Annotated in this window: 18 protein-coding genes; 5 read left to right on the top strand and 13 right to left on the bottom strand. The window is 72.2% G+C overall.

The window, feature by feature from the left end:
- Positions 1-59: 59 nt before the first annotated feature.
- A complete protein-coding gene (locus ABD143_RS10215) occupies positions 60-1121 on the top strand; it encodes a LacI family DNA-binding transcriptional regulator (protein WP_343974824.1) in 1062 nt (353 codons plus the stop codon).
- Here ABD143_RS10215 and ABD143_RS10210 read toward each other — a convergent pair.
- The 9 genes from ABD143_RS10210 to ABD143_RS10170 form a co-directional block, all read right to left on the bottom strand.
- Complete coding sequence (locus tag ABD143_RS10210; RefSeq protein ID WP_343974821.1) at positions 1107-1934, bottom strand: S41 family peptidase; 828 nt, start codon at positions 1932-1934, stop codon at positions 1107-1109. The genes ABD143_RS10215 and ABD143_RS10210 overlap by 15 nt on opposite strands.
- 367 nt (positions 1935-2301) lie before the next feature.
- Positions 2302-3552: a multiple monosaccharide ABC transporter permease gene (gene mmsB / locus ABD143_RS10205; protein ID WP_343974818.1), complete on the bottom strand. Its 1251-nt coding sequence runs from the start codon at positions 3550-3552 to the stop codon at positions 2302-2304.
- On the bottom strand, positions 3549-5132 hold the full coding sequence (mmsA, locus tag ABD143_RS10200) for a multiple monosaccharide ABC transporter ATP-binding protein (RefSeq protein ID WP_343974815.1): 1584 nt from the start codon (positions 5130-5132) through the stop codon (positions 3549-3551). Before mmsA ends, mmsB begins: the two co-directional genes overlap by 4 nt.
- Before the next feature lie 96 nt (positions 5133-5228).
- Entirely contained in the window at positions 5229-6374 is a 1146-nt protein-coding gene (gene chvE / locus ABD143_RS10195) for a multiple monosaccharide ABC transporter substrate-binding protein (protein WP_343974812.1), read from the bottom strand.
- A 164-nt stretch (positions 6375-6538) separates the two neighbouring features.
- Positions 6539-6952: a tRNA (N6-threonylcarbamoyladenosine(37)-N6)-methyltransferase TrmO gene (tsaA, locus tag ABD143_RS10190; RefSeq protein WP_343974809.1), complete on the bottom strand. Its 414-nt coding sequence runs from the start codon at positions 6950-6952 to the stop codon at positions 6539-6541.
- 145 nt (positions 6953-7097) lie between these two features.
- Positions 7098-8318, bottom strand: coding sequence for an RNA polymerase sigma factor (locus ABD143_RS10185; RefSeq protein ID WP_343974806.1), 1221 nt, complete (start codon positions 8316-8318; stop codon positions 7098-7100).
- Between the two features lie 7 nt (positions 8319-8325).
- Positions 8326-8676, bottom strand: a complete 351-nt coding sequence (locus tag ABD143_RS10180) for a YciI family protein (RefSeq protein ID WP_343974803.1) — start codon at positions 8674-8676, stop codon at positions 8326-8328.
- Positions 8677-8693: 17 nt separating this feature from the next.
- A complete protein-coding gene (locus tag ABD143_RS10175; RefSeq protein WP_343974800.1) occupies positions 8694-9299 on the bottom strand; it encodes a dihydrofolate reductase family protein in 606 nt (201 codons plus the stop codon).
- A gap of 221 nt (positions 9300-9520) precedes the next feature.
- The gene (locus ABD143_RS10170) at positions 9521-10243 is read right to left on the bottom strand and encodes a bleomycin resistance protein (protein WP_343974796.1); all 723 of its coding nucleotides are present in this window, start codon (positions 10241-10243) and stop codon (positions 9521-9523) included.
- A 48-nt stretch (positions 10244-10291) separates the two neighbouring features.
- On the opposite strand from ABD143_RS10170, the gene ABD143_RS10165 reads away from it, so the two are divergent.
- Together ABD143_RS10165 and ABD143_RS10160 are read left to right on the top strand one after the other, a co-directional pair.
- On the top strand, positions 10292-11056 hold the full coding sequence (locus ABD143_RS10165) for a TetR/AcrR family transcriptional regulator (protein ID WP_343974794.1): 765 nt from the start codon (positions 10292-10294) through the stop codon (positions 11054-11056).
- 114 nt (positions 11057-11170) lie between these two features.
- A complete protein-coding gene (locus ABD143_RS10160) occupies positions 11171-11815 on the top strand; it encodes a GOLPH3/VPS74 family protein (RefSeq protein WP_343974791.1) in 645 nt (214 codons plus the stop codon).
- 170 nt (positions 11816-11985) lie between these two features.
- Here ABD143_RS10160 and ABD143_RS10155 read toward each other — a convergent pair whose 3' ends face one another.
- Complete coding sequence (locus ABD143_RS10155; protein ID WP_343974788.1) at positions 11986-12666, bottom strand: PadR family transcriptional regulator; 681 nt, start codon at positions 12664-12666, stop codon at positions 11986-11988.
- 27 nt (positions 12667-12693) lie between these two features.
- Here ABD143_RS10155 and ABD143_RS10150 point away from each other — a divergent pair, with 27 nt between their 5' ends.
- Complete coding sequence (locus tag ABD143_RS10150) at positions 12694-14076, top strand: carotenoid oxygenase family protein (protein WP_343974785.1); 1383 nt, start codon at positions 12694-12696, stop codon at positions 14074-14076.
- A gap of 64 nt (positions 14077-14140) precedes the next feature.
- Here ABD143_RS10150 and ABD143_RS10145 read toward each other — a convergent pair whose 3' ends face one another.
- Entirely contained in the window at positions 14141-14860 is a 720-nt protein-coding gene (locus ABD143_RS10145) for a hypothetical protein (protein WP_343974782.1), read from the bottom strand.
- 74 nt (positions 14861-14934) lie between these two features.
- Positions 14935-16878 (bottom strand): lantibiotic dehydratase, encoded by a 1944-nt coding sequence (locus ABD143_RS10140; protein WP_343974779.1) that lies wholly within the window; start codon positions 16876-16878, stop codon positions 14935-14937.
- Between the two features lie 253 nt (positions 16879-17131).
- Between ABD143_RS10140 and ABD143_RS10135 the strand changes: the two genes are divergently transcribed.
- Complete coding sequence (locus ABD143_RS10135; protein ID WP_343974777.1) at positions 17132-17317, top strand: DUF1918 domain-containing protein; 186 nt, start codon at positions 17132-17134, stop codon at positions 17315-17317.
- Positions 17318-17331: 14 nt separating this feature from the next.
- On the opposite strand, the gene ABD143_RS10130 is transcribed toward ABD143_RS10135, so the two are convergent.
- The gene (locus ABD143_RS10130) at positions 17332-18687 is read right to left on the bottom strand and encodes a sensor histidine kinase (protein WP_343974774.1); all 1356 of its coding nucleotides are present in this window, start codon (positions 18685-18687) and stop codon (positions 17332-17334) included.
- Positions 18688-18779 lie beyond the last annotated feature (92 nt).

The raw sequence follows: 18779 nt of genomic DNA, 5'->3' as shown, positions 1-18779 counted from the left end.
ACCGGGGGCGAACGTCACGGGGTGGCGCCCGACCGCCGCGGATGGGGCAGCATGGAGCCATGAGGTCCGACGCGCCGGCTCCGGTGATGACGGACGTCGCGCGGCTCGCGGGCGTCTCGCACCAGACGGTCTCGCGGGTGGTCAACGGCTCGCCGAACGTCAGCGGGCCCACCAAGGCCAAGGTGCTGGCCGCCATGGAGCAGCTCGGCTACCGGCGCAACGCCGTCGCCAGGGCGCTGGCCACCCGCCGGTCCGGCACGCTCGGCGTGATCACGTTCAACACCGTGCTGCACGGCCCGGTCACCACCCTCTACGGAGTGGAGCGGGCGGCGAGCGCACTCGGTCTCGGCGTCAGCATCGCGGTCGTTGACCAGATCACCTCGGAGGCCGTGGTGCGCGCGCTCACGCGCCTCCAGGACCAGTCGGTCGACGGCGTCGTCGCGATGGCCCCCCAGCAGGACGCCCTGCGGGCGCTGACCGCCGAGCTGCCCGCGCTGCCCACCGTGTTCGTCGGAGGTGTGCTCGGCGGCGGGGCCGGGGAGGCCTCGGCGCTCCCCGCCGTCGGCACGGACCAGCGGGGTGGGGCGCACGCCGCCACCCGGCACCTGCTCGATCTCGGCCACCGCACGGTGCACCATCTCGCGGGGCCGCAGGACTGGCTCGACGCGAGCTGGCGCGTCGAGGGCTGGCGAGCGGCACTGAGCGCCGCGGGCGCGCCTGAGCCGGAGTTCGTCGCGGGCGACTGGAGCGCCCGCTCCGGGTACTCGGCGATGCGGACTCTGCTGGCCGCCGACCCGGGCCTGACCGCGGTGTTCGTGGCCAACGACCAGATGGCGCTCGGCGCCCTGCGTGCGCTCGACGAGGCCGGCCGCAGCGTCCCCGGCGACGTCAGCGTCGTCGGGTTCGACGACGTCCCGGAGGCGGAGTTCTTCCGCCCCCCGCTCACCACCGTCAGCCAGCAGTTCGCCGAGGCCGGACGCCGCGCGGTGCAGCTACTGCTCGACCTGATCCGCCCGCATGACACACCTTCGGGCCCGAGCCCGCGCCCCCTCGTGCCGACCGAGCTGCTGGTGAGGCGCAGCTCGGGGCCTGCGCCGGGCGTCAGGTCAGGTGTCCCATAGGGCCATGCTCAGCGGGTCCTCGCTGGGCACGTCGGGTTCCAGCCGGCCGCCGTAGACGCGGCCGGTGCGGTCGGCGAAGCGGCTGGTCGTCACCGCGAGCACCGCTCCGCCCGGCAGCGGGACAGTCTCGTTGCCGCTGCTGAACCCGAGCGTCGCGGTGCCGTAGGAGCGCACGTCGGCGAGCCCGCGGAACGCCACGGCGACCGCCTCACCCGCGCTGGCGGTGGCCCCGTCGGTGAGGACGGCAACCGGCCCGTCCCGGTGCCCGACCGAGCCGTGGGCCAGCGGCTGACCGCCTGCCGACACGACCCCGCCGGCCAGGACCCAGGGGCTGCGGACCCCGGACCTGTTGACGAACGCGCCGATCTCCCCGTCGCCGCGCAGCAGCGGCGCGACCGCCGCGAGCAGCGGCCACATCGTGCTGCCGCCGTTGCCGCGCAGGTCCACGATCCACCGGTCCGCCTGCACCTCGTCGAGGGCGTGGCGGGCGGCGTCGACGTACGGCCCGGCGTCGCGGTCGGTGCACGCGGGCAGGGTCAGGACGACCGCGCCGTCGGTCTCCTCCACGGTGGGCAGGTCGGGCGGCCCGAATGCCGGGGGGACGGCCTTCCGCATCCCGCTGTGCGGGCCCCCGGCCGTCCGGGCGAGCTGCCAGAGCCGCAGGTGGAGCTGATCGAGATCGGTGACCGCCTCTATAACCTCGGCACGCGCCCGCCCCCAGTCGCCGACCCGGTCGGCGAACAGCGCTCGCTCCTGCATGAGGTCCAACGCCCGCTCGACTGCCCTGCGATCCCGCCCACCCCGCCCGAACACGGGCCCAGTATGAATGCCCGGGACGCGCCTCCCCGAGGCCTCCCCGAGGCGGGGAACCCCACCGACGGCCCCCCGCGAGTCGCTGCAGAAGTGCGAGCGAGGCGAGTCGCCGGCTGAGTGCGCGCGAGTCGCCGCGAAAATGCGCGCGAGTCGGGGTCTGGGTGCAGGCGAGTCGCGGTACCGGGACCCTGCCCAGCACGCCCTGGATGTGCTCCCGTTGCACCCAGACCCCGAGTGGTGCGCTCTCAGGCCCCGACTCGCGCGCTCTCACACCCCGGCTCGCGCGCACTCAGGGCCCGACTCGCGCGCACTCACACCGCGACTCGCGCGCTCTTTTCCAGCGACTCGCGCACTTCCGGGTGGTCGATCAACGCGCGGCGCCCGCCCGCCGCTTGTTGTAGATGTCGAACGCCACGGCCAACAGCAGCACGAATCCCTTCACCACCGACTGGATGGACTGGTCGACGCCCATGAGCTGCATCCCGTTGCTCATGACAGCCATGATCAGCCCACCCACCATGGCTCCGACGACCGTTCCGACGCCGCCGGTCACGGCCGCGCCGCCGATGAACGCCGCCGCGATCGCGTCGAGCTCGAACATGTTGCCCGCCGCCGGCTGAGCGCCGTTCGACCGCGACGAGTAGATGATCCCGGCCACCGCGGACAAGAAGCCCATGTTGACGAAGATCCAGAAGTTGACGCTCCGCACCTTGACGCCCGACAGCATGGCCGCCGAGAGGTTGCCGCCGATCGCGTAGACCTGGCGGCCGAAGACGGTGCGCCGCGTGACGACTCCATAGGCCATGACGAGCACGGCCAGGATGATCAGCACGACCGGCAGGCCGCGGGCGTGGGCGAGCTGCCACGCGAAGTACATGACGACGGCCCCGACGAGCGCGACCCGCGCGACGAACAGCGGGAACGACTCCACGGGCTGCTGGTAGGTGATGCGCGCCAGCCGGGTGCGGAAGCCGCTGACGGCGTATCCGGCCACCGCGATCGCGCCGATGAGCAGCGTGAACGCGTCGTAGCCCTGGCCGCCGATGAGCCCGTTGAGGAACCCGCTCGCCACCTGCTGGTACTCCGCGGGGAACGGTGAGAGCGAGATGTTGTCGAGCACCCGCAGCGTCAGGCCGCGGAAGAGCAGCATGCCGGCGAGGGTCACGATGAAGGCCGGGATGCCGACGTAGGCCACCCAGAACCCGTGCCACGCTCCCACCACCAGACCGACGCCGAGCGCGGCGAGCGCGCCTGCCCACCACGGCAGCCCCTGCTGGATCACGAGCACCGCGGAGATCGCTCCGGTCAGCGCCACGACCGACCCCACCGAGAGGTCGATGTGCCCGGCGATGATCACGATGACCATGCCGATGGCCAGCACGAGGATGTAGGAGTACTGCAGGACGATGTTCGTGATGTTGACCGGGCTGAGCGAGACCCCACCGGTGAGCAGCGCGAACAGGGCCACGATCGCCACGAACGCAACGTAGATCCCGCTCTGGCGAAGGTTGCGGGTGAGCAGCGCCCTGATGTCACTGGTGCCGGTGTGCAGGGCTGCGGACGCGGTGGCTGTCGACTCCTCGGTCTGCTCCGTCTGCCGCGGCGCGGTGCTGGTCATGCGACGTGGTCCCTCTCTGGGATCGTGCTCTCTGGGGTCGCGCTCTCTGCGGTCATGAGCGCCATCAGCCGCTCCTGGGTCGCCCGTTCCTCGTCGACACCGTGCACCGGCACCTCACCGGTGATCCGCCCCGCGGACAGCGTGTAGATGCGGTCGCAGACGCCGAGCAGCTCCGGCAGCTCGGACGAGATCACGACCACCGCCTTCCCGGCCGCGACGAGCCGGTTGATGATCGCGTAGATCTCGTACTTGGCGCCGACGTCGATGCCGCGGGTGGGCTCGTCGAGGATCAGCACGTCCGGGTCGGTGAAGAGCCACTTCGACAGGACCACCTTCTGCTGGTTCCCGCCCGACAGCTTGCCGACCACGCTCATGACGCTGGGCGCCTTGATGTTCAGGTTCCGGCGGCTTTCCTCGGCGACCTTCGTCTCCTCGTTGCCGTTGACCCAGCCGCGCTTCGAGAGCTTGCCGAGAGCCGCCGCCGACACGTTGCGGCGGATGTCCTCGATGAGGTTGAGGCCGTACTTCTTGCGGTCCTCCGTGGCGTAGGCGATGCCGTTCTCGATCGCCTCGGCCACCGACCGGGCCCGCACCTCGGCACCGCGGACGAAGATCCGTCCGGAGATGTTGCGCCCGTAGGACCGGCCGAAGATGCTCATTGCGAGCTCGGTGCGCCCGGCGCCCATGAGGCCGGCGATCCCGACGACCTCCCCCGCGCGCACGGTGAACCCGGCGCCCTCGACGACCTTGCGGTCCTGGGTGGGGTGCCAGACCGTCCAGTCCTCGACGCGCAGTACCTCCTCCCCCGGCGCGGACTGCCGCTCGGGGTAGAAGCTCTCCAGGTCGCGCCCGACCATCCCGCGGATGATCCGCTCCTGGGTCGCGTCCGGCTCGTGCATGTCCATCGTCTCGACGGTCCGCCCGTCGCGGATCACCGTCGTGCGGTCGGCGATGCTGACGATCTCGTTCAGCTTGTGCGAGATCATGATCGAGGTGATGCCGCGGTCGCGCAGCCGTCGCAGCAGGTCGAGCAGATGCGCGGAGTCGGTGTCGTTGAGCGCGGCGGTCGGCTCGTCGAGGATCAGCAGGCGCACGTCCTTCGACAGCGCCTTCGCGATCTCCACGAGCTGCTGTTTGCCCACCCCGAGCTGACCGACCGGCGTGACGGGGTTCTCGTCGAGGCCGACCTCCGCGAGCAGCCTCGCCGCGTCGGCGTTGGTCCGGTTCCAGTCGATCAGGCCACCGCGGCCCCGGCGCTCGTTGCCGAGGAAGATGTTCTCGGCGATCGAGAGGTGCGGCACCAGCGCGAGCTCCTGGTGGATGATCACGATGCCCACGTGCTCGCTGTCACGGATGCCGTGGAACCGCACGTCCTGGCCGTCGTAGCGGATCTCGCCGTCGTAGCTGCCGGTGGGGTGGACGCCGGAGAGCACCTTCATCAGCGTCGATTTGCCGGCACCGTTCTCCCCGCAGATCGCGTGGATCTCGCCGCGGCGCACCGCGAGGTTGACGTCCTCGAGCGCGGTCACACCGGGGAAGGTCTTGGTGATGGCGTGCATCTCCAGGATGTGGTCGTCCATGACCCCTCACGTGGATGTGGCCGGGTGCCGGCCGGGCCCGCCGACAGCTGCGGCGGGTCCGGCCGGCACCCGGGGACGGTCACCGGTTGCGGCAGGTCATTTGTTCTGGCCGCTGGCGACCTCGTCCGCCGTCCAGTAGCCGGAGTCGACGAGCACGGAATTGATGTTGTCAGCGAACACCGTCTCGACCGGCAGCAGGTAGGACGGGACGACCTTCACCCCGTTGTCGTAGGTCGTCGTGTCGTTGGCATTCGGCTGGCCACCGCCGAGGAAGGCCTGGGCGGCGACGACGGCCTGCTCGGCGAGGAGGCGGGTGTCCTTGAAGATCGTGGAGCTCTGGACGCGGTCGGCGATCAGCTTCACCGAGGCGATCTCCGCGTCCTGTCCCGTGACGACCGGGATCGGGTTCTGCGGCGTGCCGTACCCGGCGTTCTGCAGGGCGGTGAGGATGCCGCGGGAGAGGCCGTCGTAGGGCGAGAGGACGCCGGCGACGCGGGTGCCGTCGTTGTAGCTGGAGGTCAGCAGGTCCTCCATGCGCCGCTGCGCGGTCTCCTGCTGCCAGCGCAGGATCGCGGCCTGCTCGATGCCGGTCTGCTTGCTCTTGACGACCAGCGTGCCGTTGTCGATCAGGGGCTGGAGCACCGACATCGCGCCGTTGAAGAAGAAGAACGCGTTGTTGTCGTCGAGGGAGCCTGCGAAGAGCTCGATGTTGAACGGCCCGGTCGCGCTGCCCTGGGACCCGTCGGCGTTCTTGATGCCCAGGCCGGTCAGCAGCGCGTTGGCCTGCGCGACCCCCACCTGGAAGTTGTCGAAGGTGACGTAGAAGTCGACGTTCTGGCTGTCGCGGATCAGCCGGTCGTAGGAGATGACCGGGATGTTCGCGCCGGCGGCGGCCTGCAGCTGGCTGCTCAGCGCGGTCCCGTCGATCGCGGCGATGATTAGCAGGTCGGCGCCTTGGGTGATCATCTGGTCGACCTGCTGCGACTGCGTCGGGATGTCGTCGCCCGCGTATTGGAGGTCGACCTGATACCCGGCTGCCTGGAGTTGCTCTCGCACGGAGTCGCCGTCGGCGATCCACCGCTCGGACGTCTGGGTCGGCATCGAGACCCCGACGAGGAGCTCCTGCGCTGGGGCGGCGCTGCTACCGGCCCCGCCACCGCCGCCTGCACCTGAACCGGCGCAGGCCACCAGGCCGAGCGCGAGCGCGGTGCACGCAGCAGCCAATCCTAGCTTTCTCCGCACGTCCATCTCCTCCTCGAGATTTCTGCCGCTGTGTCGAGCCGGCGCTCACGCCCGCCTGCGGCGAGCGATCAATGTGAGCGCTAACAACGGGTGAGGTCAACCCTGAACGGCACGAGCGGGCGTCACGGTCTCGTAACGCCCTGGCCCGTTGTGCACGGGCGGTCTCAGCCGTCGAGCCGGTCGAGCACGGGCTTCACGTCGATCACCGGGGTGCCGTCGAGCGCTTCCAGGTCCTCGACGTCGACGCTGAGGCCGTCCACGGCGACGACCGTGACGCGGTGCAGCCCGACCGGGTTCGGGCGGTCGGACGAGCGGGTGCTGAACACCCCGCGCTGCGGGTTCGACAGGTCGTCGCGGGGATGCACGACGAGAACATCGCGGTCAGCGCGGTCGAGCCAGGTCAGGATGATCACCTGCGTGCCGGGCCGGAGGTCGCGCAGCCCTTCGCGCACCGCCGGGTCGAAGACGATCCGGGCGGGAGGGGCGCCCTCGAACCCCTGCTTCGGCGCGGCCGACGCGTCCACGAGGGGCGACTCCACCCGCCCGATCGGCCGCACCACGTACTGTCCGTCGTCCACGTGCCACTCCCGTCGGCCCCGATGGGGTCGCGACGGTAGCGCACGGGTGGCGCGGCGGAGCGAGCGGCCGCTACCAACATCAGGCAGGCGCGGACCGGCTCGCCGTTCACGGTGCAGGCGCCGCACACGCCGTGCGGTCCTGAGATCACGCAGGCAGGGCGGCGCGCCTGCTGCGCAGGAACGCGCGCTCGGCCTGGTTGCCGGTGCGGTCAATCGCGGCGTCGTAGGCGTCCGCAGCCTCCGCGGGCCTGCCGAGCCGCCGGAGCAGGTCGGCGCGCACGGCGTGGAAGATGTGGTGGCGCTCCAGGTCGAGATCGTCGACCACGGCGAGCGCGGCGGCCGGGCCGTGCACCTCGGCTACGGCGACCGCGCGGTTGAGGGCCACGACCGGGCCGGGCGCGACCGCGATGAGCTGGTCGTAGAGCTGCAGGATCTGGCCCCAGTCGGTGGCGTCCGCGGCCGGGGCGTCGCTGTGGACGGCGTTGATCGCGGCCTGGATCTGGTAGGGGCCGGGCTGGTTGCGCCGCAGGCAGCGCCGGACGATCGCCTGACCCTCGGCGACGAGCCCTCGGTCCCAGCGGCCGCGGTCCTGGTCGGCCAGCAGCACGAGCTCGCCGCCGGGTCCGGTGCGGGCGCCCCGGCGCGCCTCGGTCAGCTGCATGAGCGCCAGCAGGCCCATCACCTCGGGCTCGTCGGGCATGAGCTCGGCGAGGAGCCGCCCGAGCCGGACGGCCTCGGCGCAGAGGTCGTCGCGGACGAGCCGCTCCCCCGAGCTGGCCGCGTAGCCCTCGTTGAAGATCAGGTAGACCACGGCGAGCACGCCCCGCAGCCGGTCGGGAAGGTCGGCGTCCTCGGGCACCCGGTAGGGGATGCGGGCGTCGCGGATCTTGCCCTTCGCCCGCACGAGCCGCTGGGCCAGCGTCGGCTCCGGCACCAGGAAGGCGTGTGCGATCTCGGCGGTCGTGAGCCCGCCCAGCAGCCGCAGCGTGAGCGCGACCTGGGCCGCCGGGGCGAGCGCGGGGTGGCAGCAGGTGAAGATCAGGCGTAGCCGGTCGTCGGGCACGGCTCCCTCCCCCGCCGGTTCGCCGGGCGTGTGCAGCAGCGCGGCGCGGGCGTGCCGGTCCTCCCGCGAAGCCTCCCGCCGGAGCCGGTCGATGGCCCTGTTGCGGGCGGTCGTGATGATCCAGCCGGCCGGGCTGGGCGGTGTCCCGGACGACGGCCAGCGCTGCACGGCCGCGGCGAATGCGTCCTGGACCGCCTCCTCGGCGACCTCGATGTCGCCGAAGGCGCGGACCAGCACGGCGACCGCGCGGCCGTGCTCCTCCCGGAAGACGCGGGCGATCTCGTCCGTAGAGGGTGGCGCCACAGCCCGGTCAGTCCTCCCCGAACGTCGGGCGCACCTCGATCGAGAGCGGCGCGAGCACCGTCGCGAGCTTGCGTCCCCATTCGAGCGCCGCGTCGAGGTCGGTTGCCCGGACCACCGTGAAGCCCCCGATGTGCTCCTTGCCCTCCGCGAACGGGCCGTCCGTGATCAGCGCGTCGCTGGTGTCGCTCCGTATCACCGCGGCGGTGCTCGGCGGGTGCAACGCGGCCCCGAACACCCACGCCCCGGCGCCCCGCATCTCCTCGTTCAGGGCGTCGAGGTTGCGCATGATCGGTTCCAGGACCTCGGGAGGCGGCGGGTCACCGTCGGGCTGGTAGATGCTGAGCAGGTACTGCTTCACGGGTGCTCCTCCTCTGGTCAGCGGGCAGCCGGCTCGCAGCCGGCGGTCTCGTATGTGGCGGTGAGGACGCCGGTGGTGGTCGGCACGGACTCGACGAGCTGGAGTCTGGCGGGCACCGCGCCGTCGGTGAAGAGCCGGGTGCCGGTGCCGAGGACCAGCGGGTGGATCAGCAGTGTCAACCGGTCGATCAGGTCGTGGCGCAGCAGTGTGCGGCACAGGTCCCCGCTCCCGAGCACGACGAGGTCGTCGGCCGTCTCCGCCTTGAGCGCAGCGACGGCCTTGGCCGCGTCGCCCGCCAGCAGCACCGAGTTCTGCCACGGCAGCGGGTCGACCAGCGTGGTCGAGCAGACGTACTTGCGACGGGCGGCGAGCGCCGGGGTGAAGGGGCTGCCGGTCTGCTTGGGCCAGAACCCGGCGAAGTCCTCGTAGGTCCGGCGCCCGAACAGCAGCGACACGTCCCGTGCGCTCATGCGCTTGCCCATGATCTCGACCATGATGTGGTCGCTGTAGGGCTGCGCCCAGCCCCCGCGCTCGAATCCGTCGCGGGTGTCCTCGTCCGGCCGTCCGGGCGCCTGCATCACGCCATCCAGTGTCAGGCTCTCGACCACGGTGAGCGTGCCCATGCGTTTCTCCCCTGCATCGTCGACCGGCCCGTGCCGGTCTCCCACCGTCTGTACGAACGCTCACGGCCGGTTTCGACAGGGCCGCCGCAGGATTTCTCCACGCCACCCTGGAGGGCCAGGCCGCGATCGTCCGAGCCTCGTCGAACGGCTCGTTGCCGCGTGGCCGAGCAGGCGGCGGCCCGGTGACGGCGCCGGCCTGCGCGGCGACCGGTGTCCGCCGGTCAGCCGGGCAGGTCGGCGCGCAGTTCCGCCGCGGTCGCGAGGTCGCCCGCGAGCGCCTCGCGGTCGGCGGCCGAGAGGTCCAGCGCGGCGACCTCGGCGAGCAGCGCGGCCGCGGCGTCGCGGTCGCCGGTGCGCACCCTCAGCTCGGCCAGGTAGACCAGCGCGGGGAGGCGCTGCGCGAGGGGCGCGTCGGCGTGCCGGGCAAGCCCGTTCACCAGCACCCGGATCCCCGCGGACTCGTCGCCGTGGGAGTCGGCCTGGCGCGCGGCGGTGGCGACCACCCGGGCCAGCCGGCCGCCCGATGCGGGGGGCTGCTCGTCGGGCCCGCCCTCGACGGCGCCGTGCCTGCTGATCCGCAGCCAGTTGCCCCCAGGGTCGACGATCGAGAACCCGGCGGTGGTGCCCTGCCGCCGCCGCGGCCTGGTCATCCGCGGGATCCCGGACACCGGCACCTTCCCGAACGCGGCGCGCAGCCCCGCGGTGAATTCCGCGTGCAGCGCTCCGGTGTCCGGGACGAGCACGCCGACGCTCCCCATCGAGTCCGCGGGATCGAACCCGGGAACGGAGAAGTAGTGCAGCTCGATCCCGCCGCGCCGGACGGCCGCGTACGGGTTGGGCCGCTCCTGGCGGTAGGTCACCTCGAATCCGAGCGCGACGTAGAAGGGCAGGACGTCGTCGAGGTCCCGGCAGGGCAGGCCGGGGATGGTGATCTCGGTGGGCACGCCGAACACCGTACAGTGTTCGGAGTATCGGGTAGTAGGAGGCGAGGCATGGAGTACGCGGGCGGCGGCGACCCGGCGCGCACGATGGCGCTGCTCTGGGACGGGCCACCCGCTCCCCGGCGCGGGCCACGGCAGCGCCTCGACCTGCCCCGGATCGTCGACACCGCGATCGCCGAAGCCGACTGCGGCGCCCCCGCACTCTCGATGCGGGCGCTCGCCCAGGCCCTCGGCATCGGCACGGCGTCGCTCTACACCTACGTGCCCGGGAAGGCGGAACTGCTGGAGCTGATGGTCGACCGGGTCGCGGCCACCCAGCCGCTCCCCTCCGCGGACGCCGGCTGGCGCCGCGGGCTGCACGGGCTCGCCACGGCCGATCTCGCGGCGTTCCGCGCGCATCCCTGGCTGCTGCAGGTGGCGACCGCACGCACCGTCTTCGGCCCCAACGTGCTCACCCGTTACGACGCGGCGCTGGCCCTGCTCGACGGGCAAGGCCTGTCGGCCGTCGACGTCGTGGGGTGCGTCGCGGCGGTCGAGTCGTACACGCGGGGCGCCGCGTCGGCGGTGGTCGATGCCGAGCAGGCGCCCGTCCGAACGGGGAGCAGCGACGACGAGTGGTGGGAGCGGCGCGCCCCGCTCCTGGACGAGCAGATGAACGGGCGCTTCCCCCGGCTTGCGGCGCTGGACGAGGCGGGGGCGTTCGCCGTGTCGGACGCCGCGCTGCCGTACACGCTGCAGCGGGCCCTCGACCGGTTCGCATTCGGTCTCGACCTCGTCCTCGACGCGGTCGGCGCCCGGATCGCCGCGGCACAGTGATGATCGGCTCAGCGGTGATCGGCGGCTGTCCTTTCATGATTCCTCGCGCGTTGGCTACAGTGCGCCGCACCAGCTGCTCGACGGCGAGCAGGCACGAGGGAGATCGAGCGTCGGATGACCCATGGCGGCCTGGCCGGGAGGATGTTTCTCATCCTGCATGACCCGTTCACGGGCAAACCCGGCGTGAGCCAGGAGCAGATGAAGTACGGGCTCGTCGCGGCGGCACTGGCCGACCTGGTGATGCAGGGGCGGCTACGCATGGAGAACGGTTACCTCTCGATCGCCAACTACCACGGCGCCGCCCCCGACGACGTCGGCACGTTCCTCCTCAAGGGAATCCGGGGCGGGACGAACGACATCACTCGGAGCTGGGTCGAGGGGTTCACCGAGATCCTCTACGAGCTGGTCGCGCGCGGGCTGGTGGCCGGCGGGGTGGTCCGGCGTGAGCAGGGCAGGCGGCTGGTGCGGCGCAGCCCGGACCGTTTCCCCGCCATCGACCTGCTGCGCGCCGCAGGTCCACGGGTGCGGCTCGAGCACATGCTGCGCTCGCCGCACGACCTCGACCTGGCAGGCGCCGCGCTCGCGAGCATCATCAACGGCCTCGGCCTGGAGCGGGTGCTCGACGTCGACCGCGAGCGCGCGGCGGTCAAGAAGGCGGTCGCCGCCGCGGCCACCCACCTGCCCACCGACCTGCGGAGCCTCGTCGACGACGTCTCGGCGGCCGTCGCCGAGGTCACGCTCACGTTCCGCCGCCTCTGAAGTTCCGCCGCCTCCGAAGTTGTGCCGCCTCCGAAGTTGTGCCGTCGCTGACGTGTGCCGCCTCCGAGGTGTAGAGAACTCCGCCGTGTAGGGAACTCCGACGTGTAGTCCACGGAACGTACGGAGTTCGCGAAGCGGTGGAACGCGATCGCGGGGCTCTAGAGAGTGGATCATGTCAGGACGGTCGGATACACCGCGTCCGCGCCGCCTTGAGCGATCTCGTCCCAGAACGTGACAGCCAACTGCTCGAACCGCAGACCGAGCGCGAGGGTGGCGGCTTGCGGGGGCTCGATGCGCAGAGCGAGCGCGAGGATGCCTTGCGTGGACTTCCCGGGGACGGGTGCTGACGCGAGGATCTCCTCGTACTCGGCGAGCCTCCGGCGATGTGCCTGCAGTTGCTGAACAGCAAGCCGGTGCACCTGTGCCTCGTCGGACACGCCGTCCTGGTGGAAGAACAAGCGCAAGAGGCCCTCGTCGCGGATCTCGGTGATGCCTTCGGCCGGACCGGTGAGCCACATGGCGAACACTTCCCGCCCCGCCGGGGTGAGTGACAGCGTCCGTCGGTGGCGCCCAGTGGTCTCCCGCTCCTCGACGACGAGTCCGTGGCGCACGAGCCGGGCGGCCTCCGCGTAGATCTGGGACCGGGGGAAGGCCCAGAAATGCCCGATGCTCTGTTGGATCACACGATCGAGCGCATACGGCGTCGCCGAGCCGGCCTGCTCGAGCAGGCCGAGTACGACGTAGGCACTGGCGGAGAGCGTCGGCATCACATCCCCCGATCTGGACGGTCTGGATCTCGGCGTTGCACGCCAGGATTCCGGAGTTGGAGCATTGAACAGTACAGCCTGCACGGTTGAATCCGACGATCGGAGCCTGCGATGACCTCGACGATCCTGAATCCCTATCTGGAGGGCAATTTCGCCCCTGTCCCCGACGAGGTCAGCGTCGGCGACCTTCCGGTGACCGGGACGCTGCCCCGCGAGCTGAACGGCCGCTACCTGCGGGTGGGCCCCAATCCCACCGGGCCTGCCGCCACCGACGTGAACCACCACTGGTTCGCCGCCCATGGCATGGTGCACGGTGTCCGTCTGCGCGACGGTCGCGCCGAGTGGTACCGCAACCGGTTCGTCCAGGGCGACGCCCCCAACCATTCGCCCAACACCAACATCCTCGCCCACGGTGGCCGGCTCCTCGCGCTCGTCGAGGGCGGCAGGCCGCCGGTGTCGATCGCCCCCGACCTGAACCGGATGGCGACCTGGGACTGCGACGGCGCATTGCGCGGCGGCGTCACCGCTCACCCGAAGATCGATCCGGCCAGCGGTGAGCTGCACTCCGTTACCTACCTGCTCAGGCCCGGTTCGGAGCATCTGCGCTACGTCGTCATCGACGCCACCGGAAAGGCGACGCACACCGCCGAGCTCCCGGTCCCCGGGGTGCCGCTGGTGCACGACATGGCACTGACCGACACCCGTGTCGTGGTGCTCGACCTGCCGGTGACGCTGTCGATGGCTGCCGCGGCTCGCGTGGCCTCGGGAACGCCGGAAAGCGGCGGCGAGTTCCCGATGCGCTGGACCGAGGAGCACCCGTCTCGGGTGGGGGTGCTGCCGCGCGGCGGCACGGCGGAACAGCTGCGGTGGTTCGACGCGCCGAGGTGTTACGTGTTCCACGTCCTCAACGCGTACGACAACCCGGACGGCTCGATCACCATGGACGTCTGCCGCTACGACACGGTCTTCCGCGACGAGTACCGCGGCCCCGCCGATGTGCTGCCTGCGCTTGCCCGGTGGACCATCGATCCGGCCCGGGGCACCGTATCCGAGCAGATCATGAGCGACCACAGCGTTGAGTGGCCCCGCATCGGCCCGGAGTTGGTCGGGCGCCCGCACCGGTACGGCTGGTTCGGCGGGATCGGCGCCGACGGCCTGCACCTGTCCGACGACGTCAACCGCGTCCGCGGCGGCAGCCTCGAACCCGGACCGCTGGTCAAGTTCGACACCACGACCGGCGAGATCTCGACGCATCATTTCGGAATCGGGCGAGTGACGCAGGAGCCGGCGTTCGTGCCGCGACCTGGCGCCGAGGCCGAGGACGACGGCTGGATCCTGTCGGTCGTCCACGACGCAGCGACTGACCACAGTGAGCTGGTGGTGCTCGACGCCGCCGACGTCGAGGCCGATCCGATCGCGCGCGTGCACCTGCCGCGACGCGTCCCCTTCGGGTTTCACGGCAACTGGATCGCCGACAACGACATCGGCGAATAGCACTCAGCAGACCCCGCTCACCCGTGGACGTACGGTCGGGTCGGCTTGGTCCGGTGTCGATCATCTAGAAGCGCCCGGGCACGCGGATCCGGTCGATCCCGACGCGCTGCCGGCGAGGGCCGAGGCGGTCGCCTTCGAGCTGGTAGTCGACCAGCACCGTGCGCCGGCCCGACGCACGGACCACGGCGCGGCGCCAGCCACCGCGCAGGTGTGCCAGCACGAGCTGGCCGGTCTGGAGCTCGAAGCCGCTGCGCACCTCCCGCGCCCCGGCGACCTCGTCCGCGCCGACCACCCCCACCGGGAGATCCCGGTCGGCCTCGGCGATCTCCGGTTCCAGGCCCGGCTCACCAGGAGCCGGCTCTCCGTCAGGGAGGTGGTCCTGCTCCTGCTCCTCGTCGCCGCGGGGGACCTCGGCAACCGGCCCCGCTTCTTCCGGCGGTGCCTCGCCGGGGGCATCGGGCAGGGCTTCGGGCGGCTCCGCGGGGACGCTTCGCGTCCGCCGCGCTCCGGGAACCGTCTCCGCCCGCCACCGGGAGAAGGTCGAGCGGAACCACAGTGGCATCCCGCCCAGCTCGGCGTCCGCGGGCGGGAGGCCCCCGGCATCGCGGTCGTGCCAGCGGCGCCGCCGCGCCGTGCCCGGCCGCCACGCCATGGCGTCGTCGATGTCGGCGAGCGTCATGCACTCCGCGAGCGCGCGCTGGATCGCCGCCGCGTCCGGCACACCGTAGGCCGCCGCGCCCGGCACGGGACCGGGTGTGGTGGGCGGAGGGCCGGGTTCGTTCACAGCGGCAGTATCGGCGAGCTGCGCCGGCGAGGCAGGCTCCAACCCGGCCACCTCACGCCGCCCCGCAGCAGGGGTCAGCCCGGCCGGCGGGTGAGGTCGACCGCCGTGAGCCGCAGCTCGCTCGTGTACCGGTTCCCGGCGGCGTCCCGCAGCCAGCACTCGTCGGGGCCGGGCAGCATCTCGGTGAACCTGACGCGGCCGCCTCCGCGTTCGGCGGTCCGCCTGATCTGCCTCGCGAGCACGGAGGTCAGCAGCACGCTCTCGAAGTCCACGTAGACCGGCTTCATCTCCACCGGCGCGAGCGCGAAGGCCCGCCGGGGAAGGCCGCGGTCGAGCGCCCACGCCGACGCGAGCTTCTGTCGCCGGGCGGCGTCCTTCTCCACGGCCCAGGTGAGCGCGTCGGCGTCCACCCGCCAGGTCTCGCGGCGCAGCACGGCACGCCCGACGGTCAGCCGCGGCGAGTGCTCGTCATGTGGGAAGGGGTCGTAGGTGGCGACGCTCATGAGGAAGAACGCCAACCCCCACGGTCGGTCCAGTGGCACGTCGACCTCGCCGTCGGCGGAACGGACGCGCTCCCCGTCGATCACAAGGTCGGCAGGCGCAACCGACGTCTGGCCCGGGGCGGGGCAGCAGTCGGGCGTCGTGAGCAGCGCGACGTCGCGGAGGGTGAAGATGCTCGGGACGATGCGGCCGGACATGCGGGGTGCGTCGCGCGGCGGCGACATGAACAGTCGCGGTTCGGCGCAGTCGAGCGCGCACCACTCACGGAGCAGATCCGGCTCCGGGTGCTGCCCGAGGAACAGCGACTGGGCGATGGTGAGCGTGCCGGGGTGGAAGTCGCCGACGACGACGCGGAGGTCGCCGCGCTCGATCGCCGCGGTGTCGCAGGCGGCGATCTGCACGTCCGGTGCGTGGAAGACGGCGAATTCCCACGCGGGCTTCGGGTCGGCGAACACCTCGTCCGCGCGGTCCCCCGACACGCCTGCCGCGATGAGCTCGGCCCACCGGGCCTGCAGCTCCGCGCGCCGCTCGACCAGGGCCATAGGCGGCGGCGCCCCGCCGGCCACCCCGAGCATCGCGGGCGCGGTGCGCGCCCAGATCGGCTCGAACGGCACCGGCCCGTCCTGGTCGGGGATCACGTCCTCGATCATCTGCCGGCCGACCTCGGCGACCTCGCCGCACCACCACGCCGCGGAGGCGAGGAGCGGGTGCAGGGCCTCGGCAAGGGCGTCACGCAGGCCGGGGCCTACCTCCAGACGGTGATCGCGCCGGCAGTCCTCGTAGCAGACCGTCCGCGCGCCGTAGGTCACGCCGTGCCGGCGGGTGGCGTCCTGCCCGGTCAGCAGCATGAAGGTGGCGTCGGCGCCGTCGAGCGCGCTCTCCAGGCGATCGGGGTCGCCTGCCGCGTCGGCGACCGCCTGCCGCGCGGCTTCCAGCTCGCTGAACGCGGCCGTCGCGCGCTCCCTCGCCGGGTCGTCGGTGATGGCGGCGATCCGCGCCTCCAGCACCGCGGCGGGGTCGGGAACCACAGGCACCGCGAACGGCCCGTGCGGACCGACGACGGGGTCGGCCTCGAGCGCCCGCGCAAGCGCGTCGACGGCCCACACCTCGAGCCGCACGGTGCGCGCGGCCAGCAGGTCACGTCCGGGGTGCTGCGCGACGGCCGGGCCGTCGTCGGTGAGCTCGCCCCAGCCGATCGGCCCGAAGAATCCGATCGTGTCGTTCTTCGCGCAGTAGCGCTGCCAGTAGCTCGCGGCGAGCTCGAGGCGCTGGCGCCACTTGCTCGTCGGCGGTTCGGGCGCGTCCTTGAGGCGGGCCAGCGCGGTCGCGTACGCCTGGCGGTTCTGCCACGTCACGGCCTCGCGGAAGCGCGGGTCCTCGACGATGGACTGGAGTGCGGCGGTTTCCCCCGTGCCGAAGGCGGTGAGGCCGTCGACGGGGAAGCCCGCCGCGCGGACCCCGACGGTGCGCCACAACGCCCACTTGCCGTCCACAAGCGGCCAGAGGTGTCCGTCCATCTCGGGAGAGTAGGCGGGCACCGCGGCCGCGGCTATCCGCCGGACGCCCTGATCAGGGCTTATGCCGTCGTGCGTCCGGCCGAGCGGCGCCGCCGCCGCGGGTTCGTGCATTGCCCGTTCCGACCATGCACAGGTACTTCACGACCCCACACACACCGGCCGGATTCACATCGGGAGACATCAGCCACCGATCGGGCGTTGTCGTCGGCGCGGAGGCGTCGCAGACTCGACGCACCAGTCGAGGAGGTACGCGGTGCAAGCCACCATCGGCGACCACATCGTCATCGAGACCACCACACTCGACACACCCCGCCGCCGTGGCGAGGTCGTCGAGGTCATCGGCACGGGCGAGCGCGAGCACTACCGCGTGAGATGGCAGGACGGCCACGAGTCGGTCTGCTTCCCGGGTCCGGACGCGCGGGTCGTGCCCCGGGACTGAGCAGGTCCCCTGCGTTACCGGCCCGGTCGGTCAGCTGCCGGCCGCGGTCCGGGTCCCCCGAGGGTCTCCGGCGACTCGCCCCCCTCGGGCGGGTCACGGAACGCGGGCAGCAGCAGCATGAACGTCGGCGGCTTGGCCCGGGCGAGCACGAGCCGGCCGCCCTCGGCCTCGGCGAGGCTGCGCGCGAGGGCGAGGCCGATCCCGAGCCCGCCGGCCTTCGGTGAGCGGCGCACGAAGAGGGCGTCGGTGTCTCCCGGCCCCGGCCCCTCGTCCGACACGTCGACGGCGAGCGCGTCACCAGCCTCCCGGACGGCGACGGTCACGGTGCCCGCGCCGTGCCGTACGGCGTTGTCCACCAGCACGGCGAGAACCTGGCGGACCGCGGCCCCGGACGCGGCGGCGGCCGGGACGCCCGTGGGCACCCTGACCACGATCGCGCGGCTCGACGCGGCGAGCATGACGCGCCACTGGTCGCCCAGCTCCGTGAGCACCGGCGCGAGGTCCAGCGGCTCGGTGCCCCTGTTGGTGTCCCTCGCCAGCTCGAGGAGGTCGTCGATCGTGCGCATCAGGTCGTCGGTGGAGCCGATGGCCACCCTGATGGCAGCTGCGAGATCCTGACCAGGGACGTCGAGGGCGGCCTCCAAGCCGAACCGGAGCCCGGTGAGCGGAGTGCGCAACTGATGGGACGCGTCCGCCGTGAAGGCCCGCTCCCGGGCGACGACGTCCCCCAGGCGCTCGGCCGTGGTGTCCATCGCCGTGCCGACGGCGTCGATCTCCGGGATCGCGGCGGGCCGGCCGCGCACGCTGAAGTCGCCGTCGCCGAGGCGCTGCGCGTTCTTCGCCAGCTGTTCTAGCGGTCTCGCCAGCCGCGCGCCCTGCCGCCGCGCGACCAGCCACACCGCTCCGAGGGCCACGGCCGCGAGCGCGGCCATCAGCATCCACGCCCCGAGGATGCGCACCCAGGCTTCGGCAACGGGGGTCGCGGCGCGCACGACGCCGACCACCTGGTTGTCCACGACCGGCACGGCGACGACCAGGTCGCCGCCGACGGTTCCGGACGCGATCTCCCCCTCGAGCGCCTCGCGTATCGGTTCGTCGAGCCCAGCCGGCCCGTTGCCGATCCAGCGCTGGCCGCTCGCGTTGTAGAGGGTGAGCGTGACGGCGGTATCGACGGCGGGCAGCGGTCCGGGCTCCCGGCCGTGCGCGAGGTCTGCGGAGAGGGTGAGCGCCGCGACGTCCGCGACGCGCTGGAGTTCTGCCTGCTCGTCGTTGACGAGGTACCGGACCACGAGCGCAGCCAGTGGTACCCCGAACAGCGCGATGGCGAGGACGGCGGCCGCCACCGTCAGCCCCACGATCCGCCTGCGCACTCCGCCTCCGTCCCGTCGTCAGGTCGTCCTGCCCCACGTGGGGTCCGAGGCCAGCATGCATGAGAGCACACGGCGCAGGACGCCGCCTGCGG

The organism is Pseudonocardia aurantiaca, from assembly GCF_039526725.1.
Lineage (GTDB): Bacteria > Actinomycetota > Actinomycetes > Mycobacteriales > Pseudonocardiaceae > Pseudonocardia > Pseudonocardia aurantiaca.
The sequence above is the reverse complement of the archived record's forward strand: the minus strand, read 5'-3'. Positions and strand labels throughout refer to the sequence as shown.

What these genes read in the sequence shown, in the direction of transcription:
- ABD143_RS10215 (WP_343974824.1), top strand. Translation starts at nt 60, where the DNA reads ATGAGGTCCGACGCGCCGGCTCCGGTGATGACGGACGTCGCGCGGCTC.
- mmsB (WP_343974818.1), bottom strand. Translation starts at nt 3,552, where the DNA reads ATGACCAGCACCGCGCCGCGGCAGACGGAGCAGACCGAGGAGTCGACA.
- mmsA (WP_343974815.1), bottom strand. Translation starts at nt 5,132, where the DNA reads ATGGACGACCACATCCTGGAGATGCACGCCATCACCAAGACCTTCCCC.
- ABD143_RS10175 (WP_343974800.1), bottom strand. Translation starts at nt 9,299, where the DNA reads ATGGGCACGCTCACCGTGGTCGAGAGCCTGACACTGGATGGCGTGATG.
- ABD143_RS10165 (WP_343974794.1), top strand. Translation starts at nt 10,292, where the DNA reads ATGGAGTACGCGGGCGGCGGCGACCCGGCGCGCACGATGGCGCTGCTC.
- ABD143_RS10160 (WP_343974791.1), top strand. Translation starts at nt 11,171, where the DNA reads ATGACCCATGGCGGCCTGGCCGGGAGGATGTTTCTCATCCTGCATGAC.
- ABD143_RS10150 (WP_343974785.1), top strand. Translation starts at nt 12,694, where the DNA reads ATGACCTCGACGATCCTGAATCCCTATCTGGAGGGCAATTTCGCCCCT.
- ABD143_RS10140 (WP_343974779.1), bottom strand. Translation starts at nt 16,878, where the DNA reads ATGGACGGACACCTCTGGCCGCTTGTGGACGGCAAGTGGGCGTTGTGG.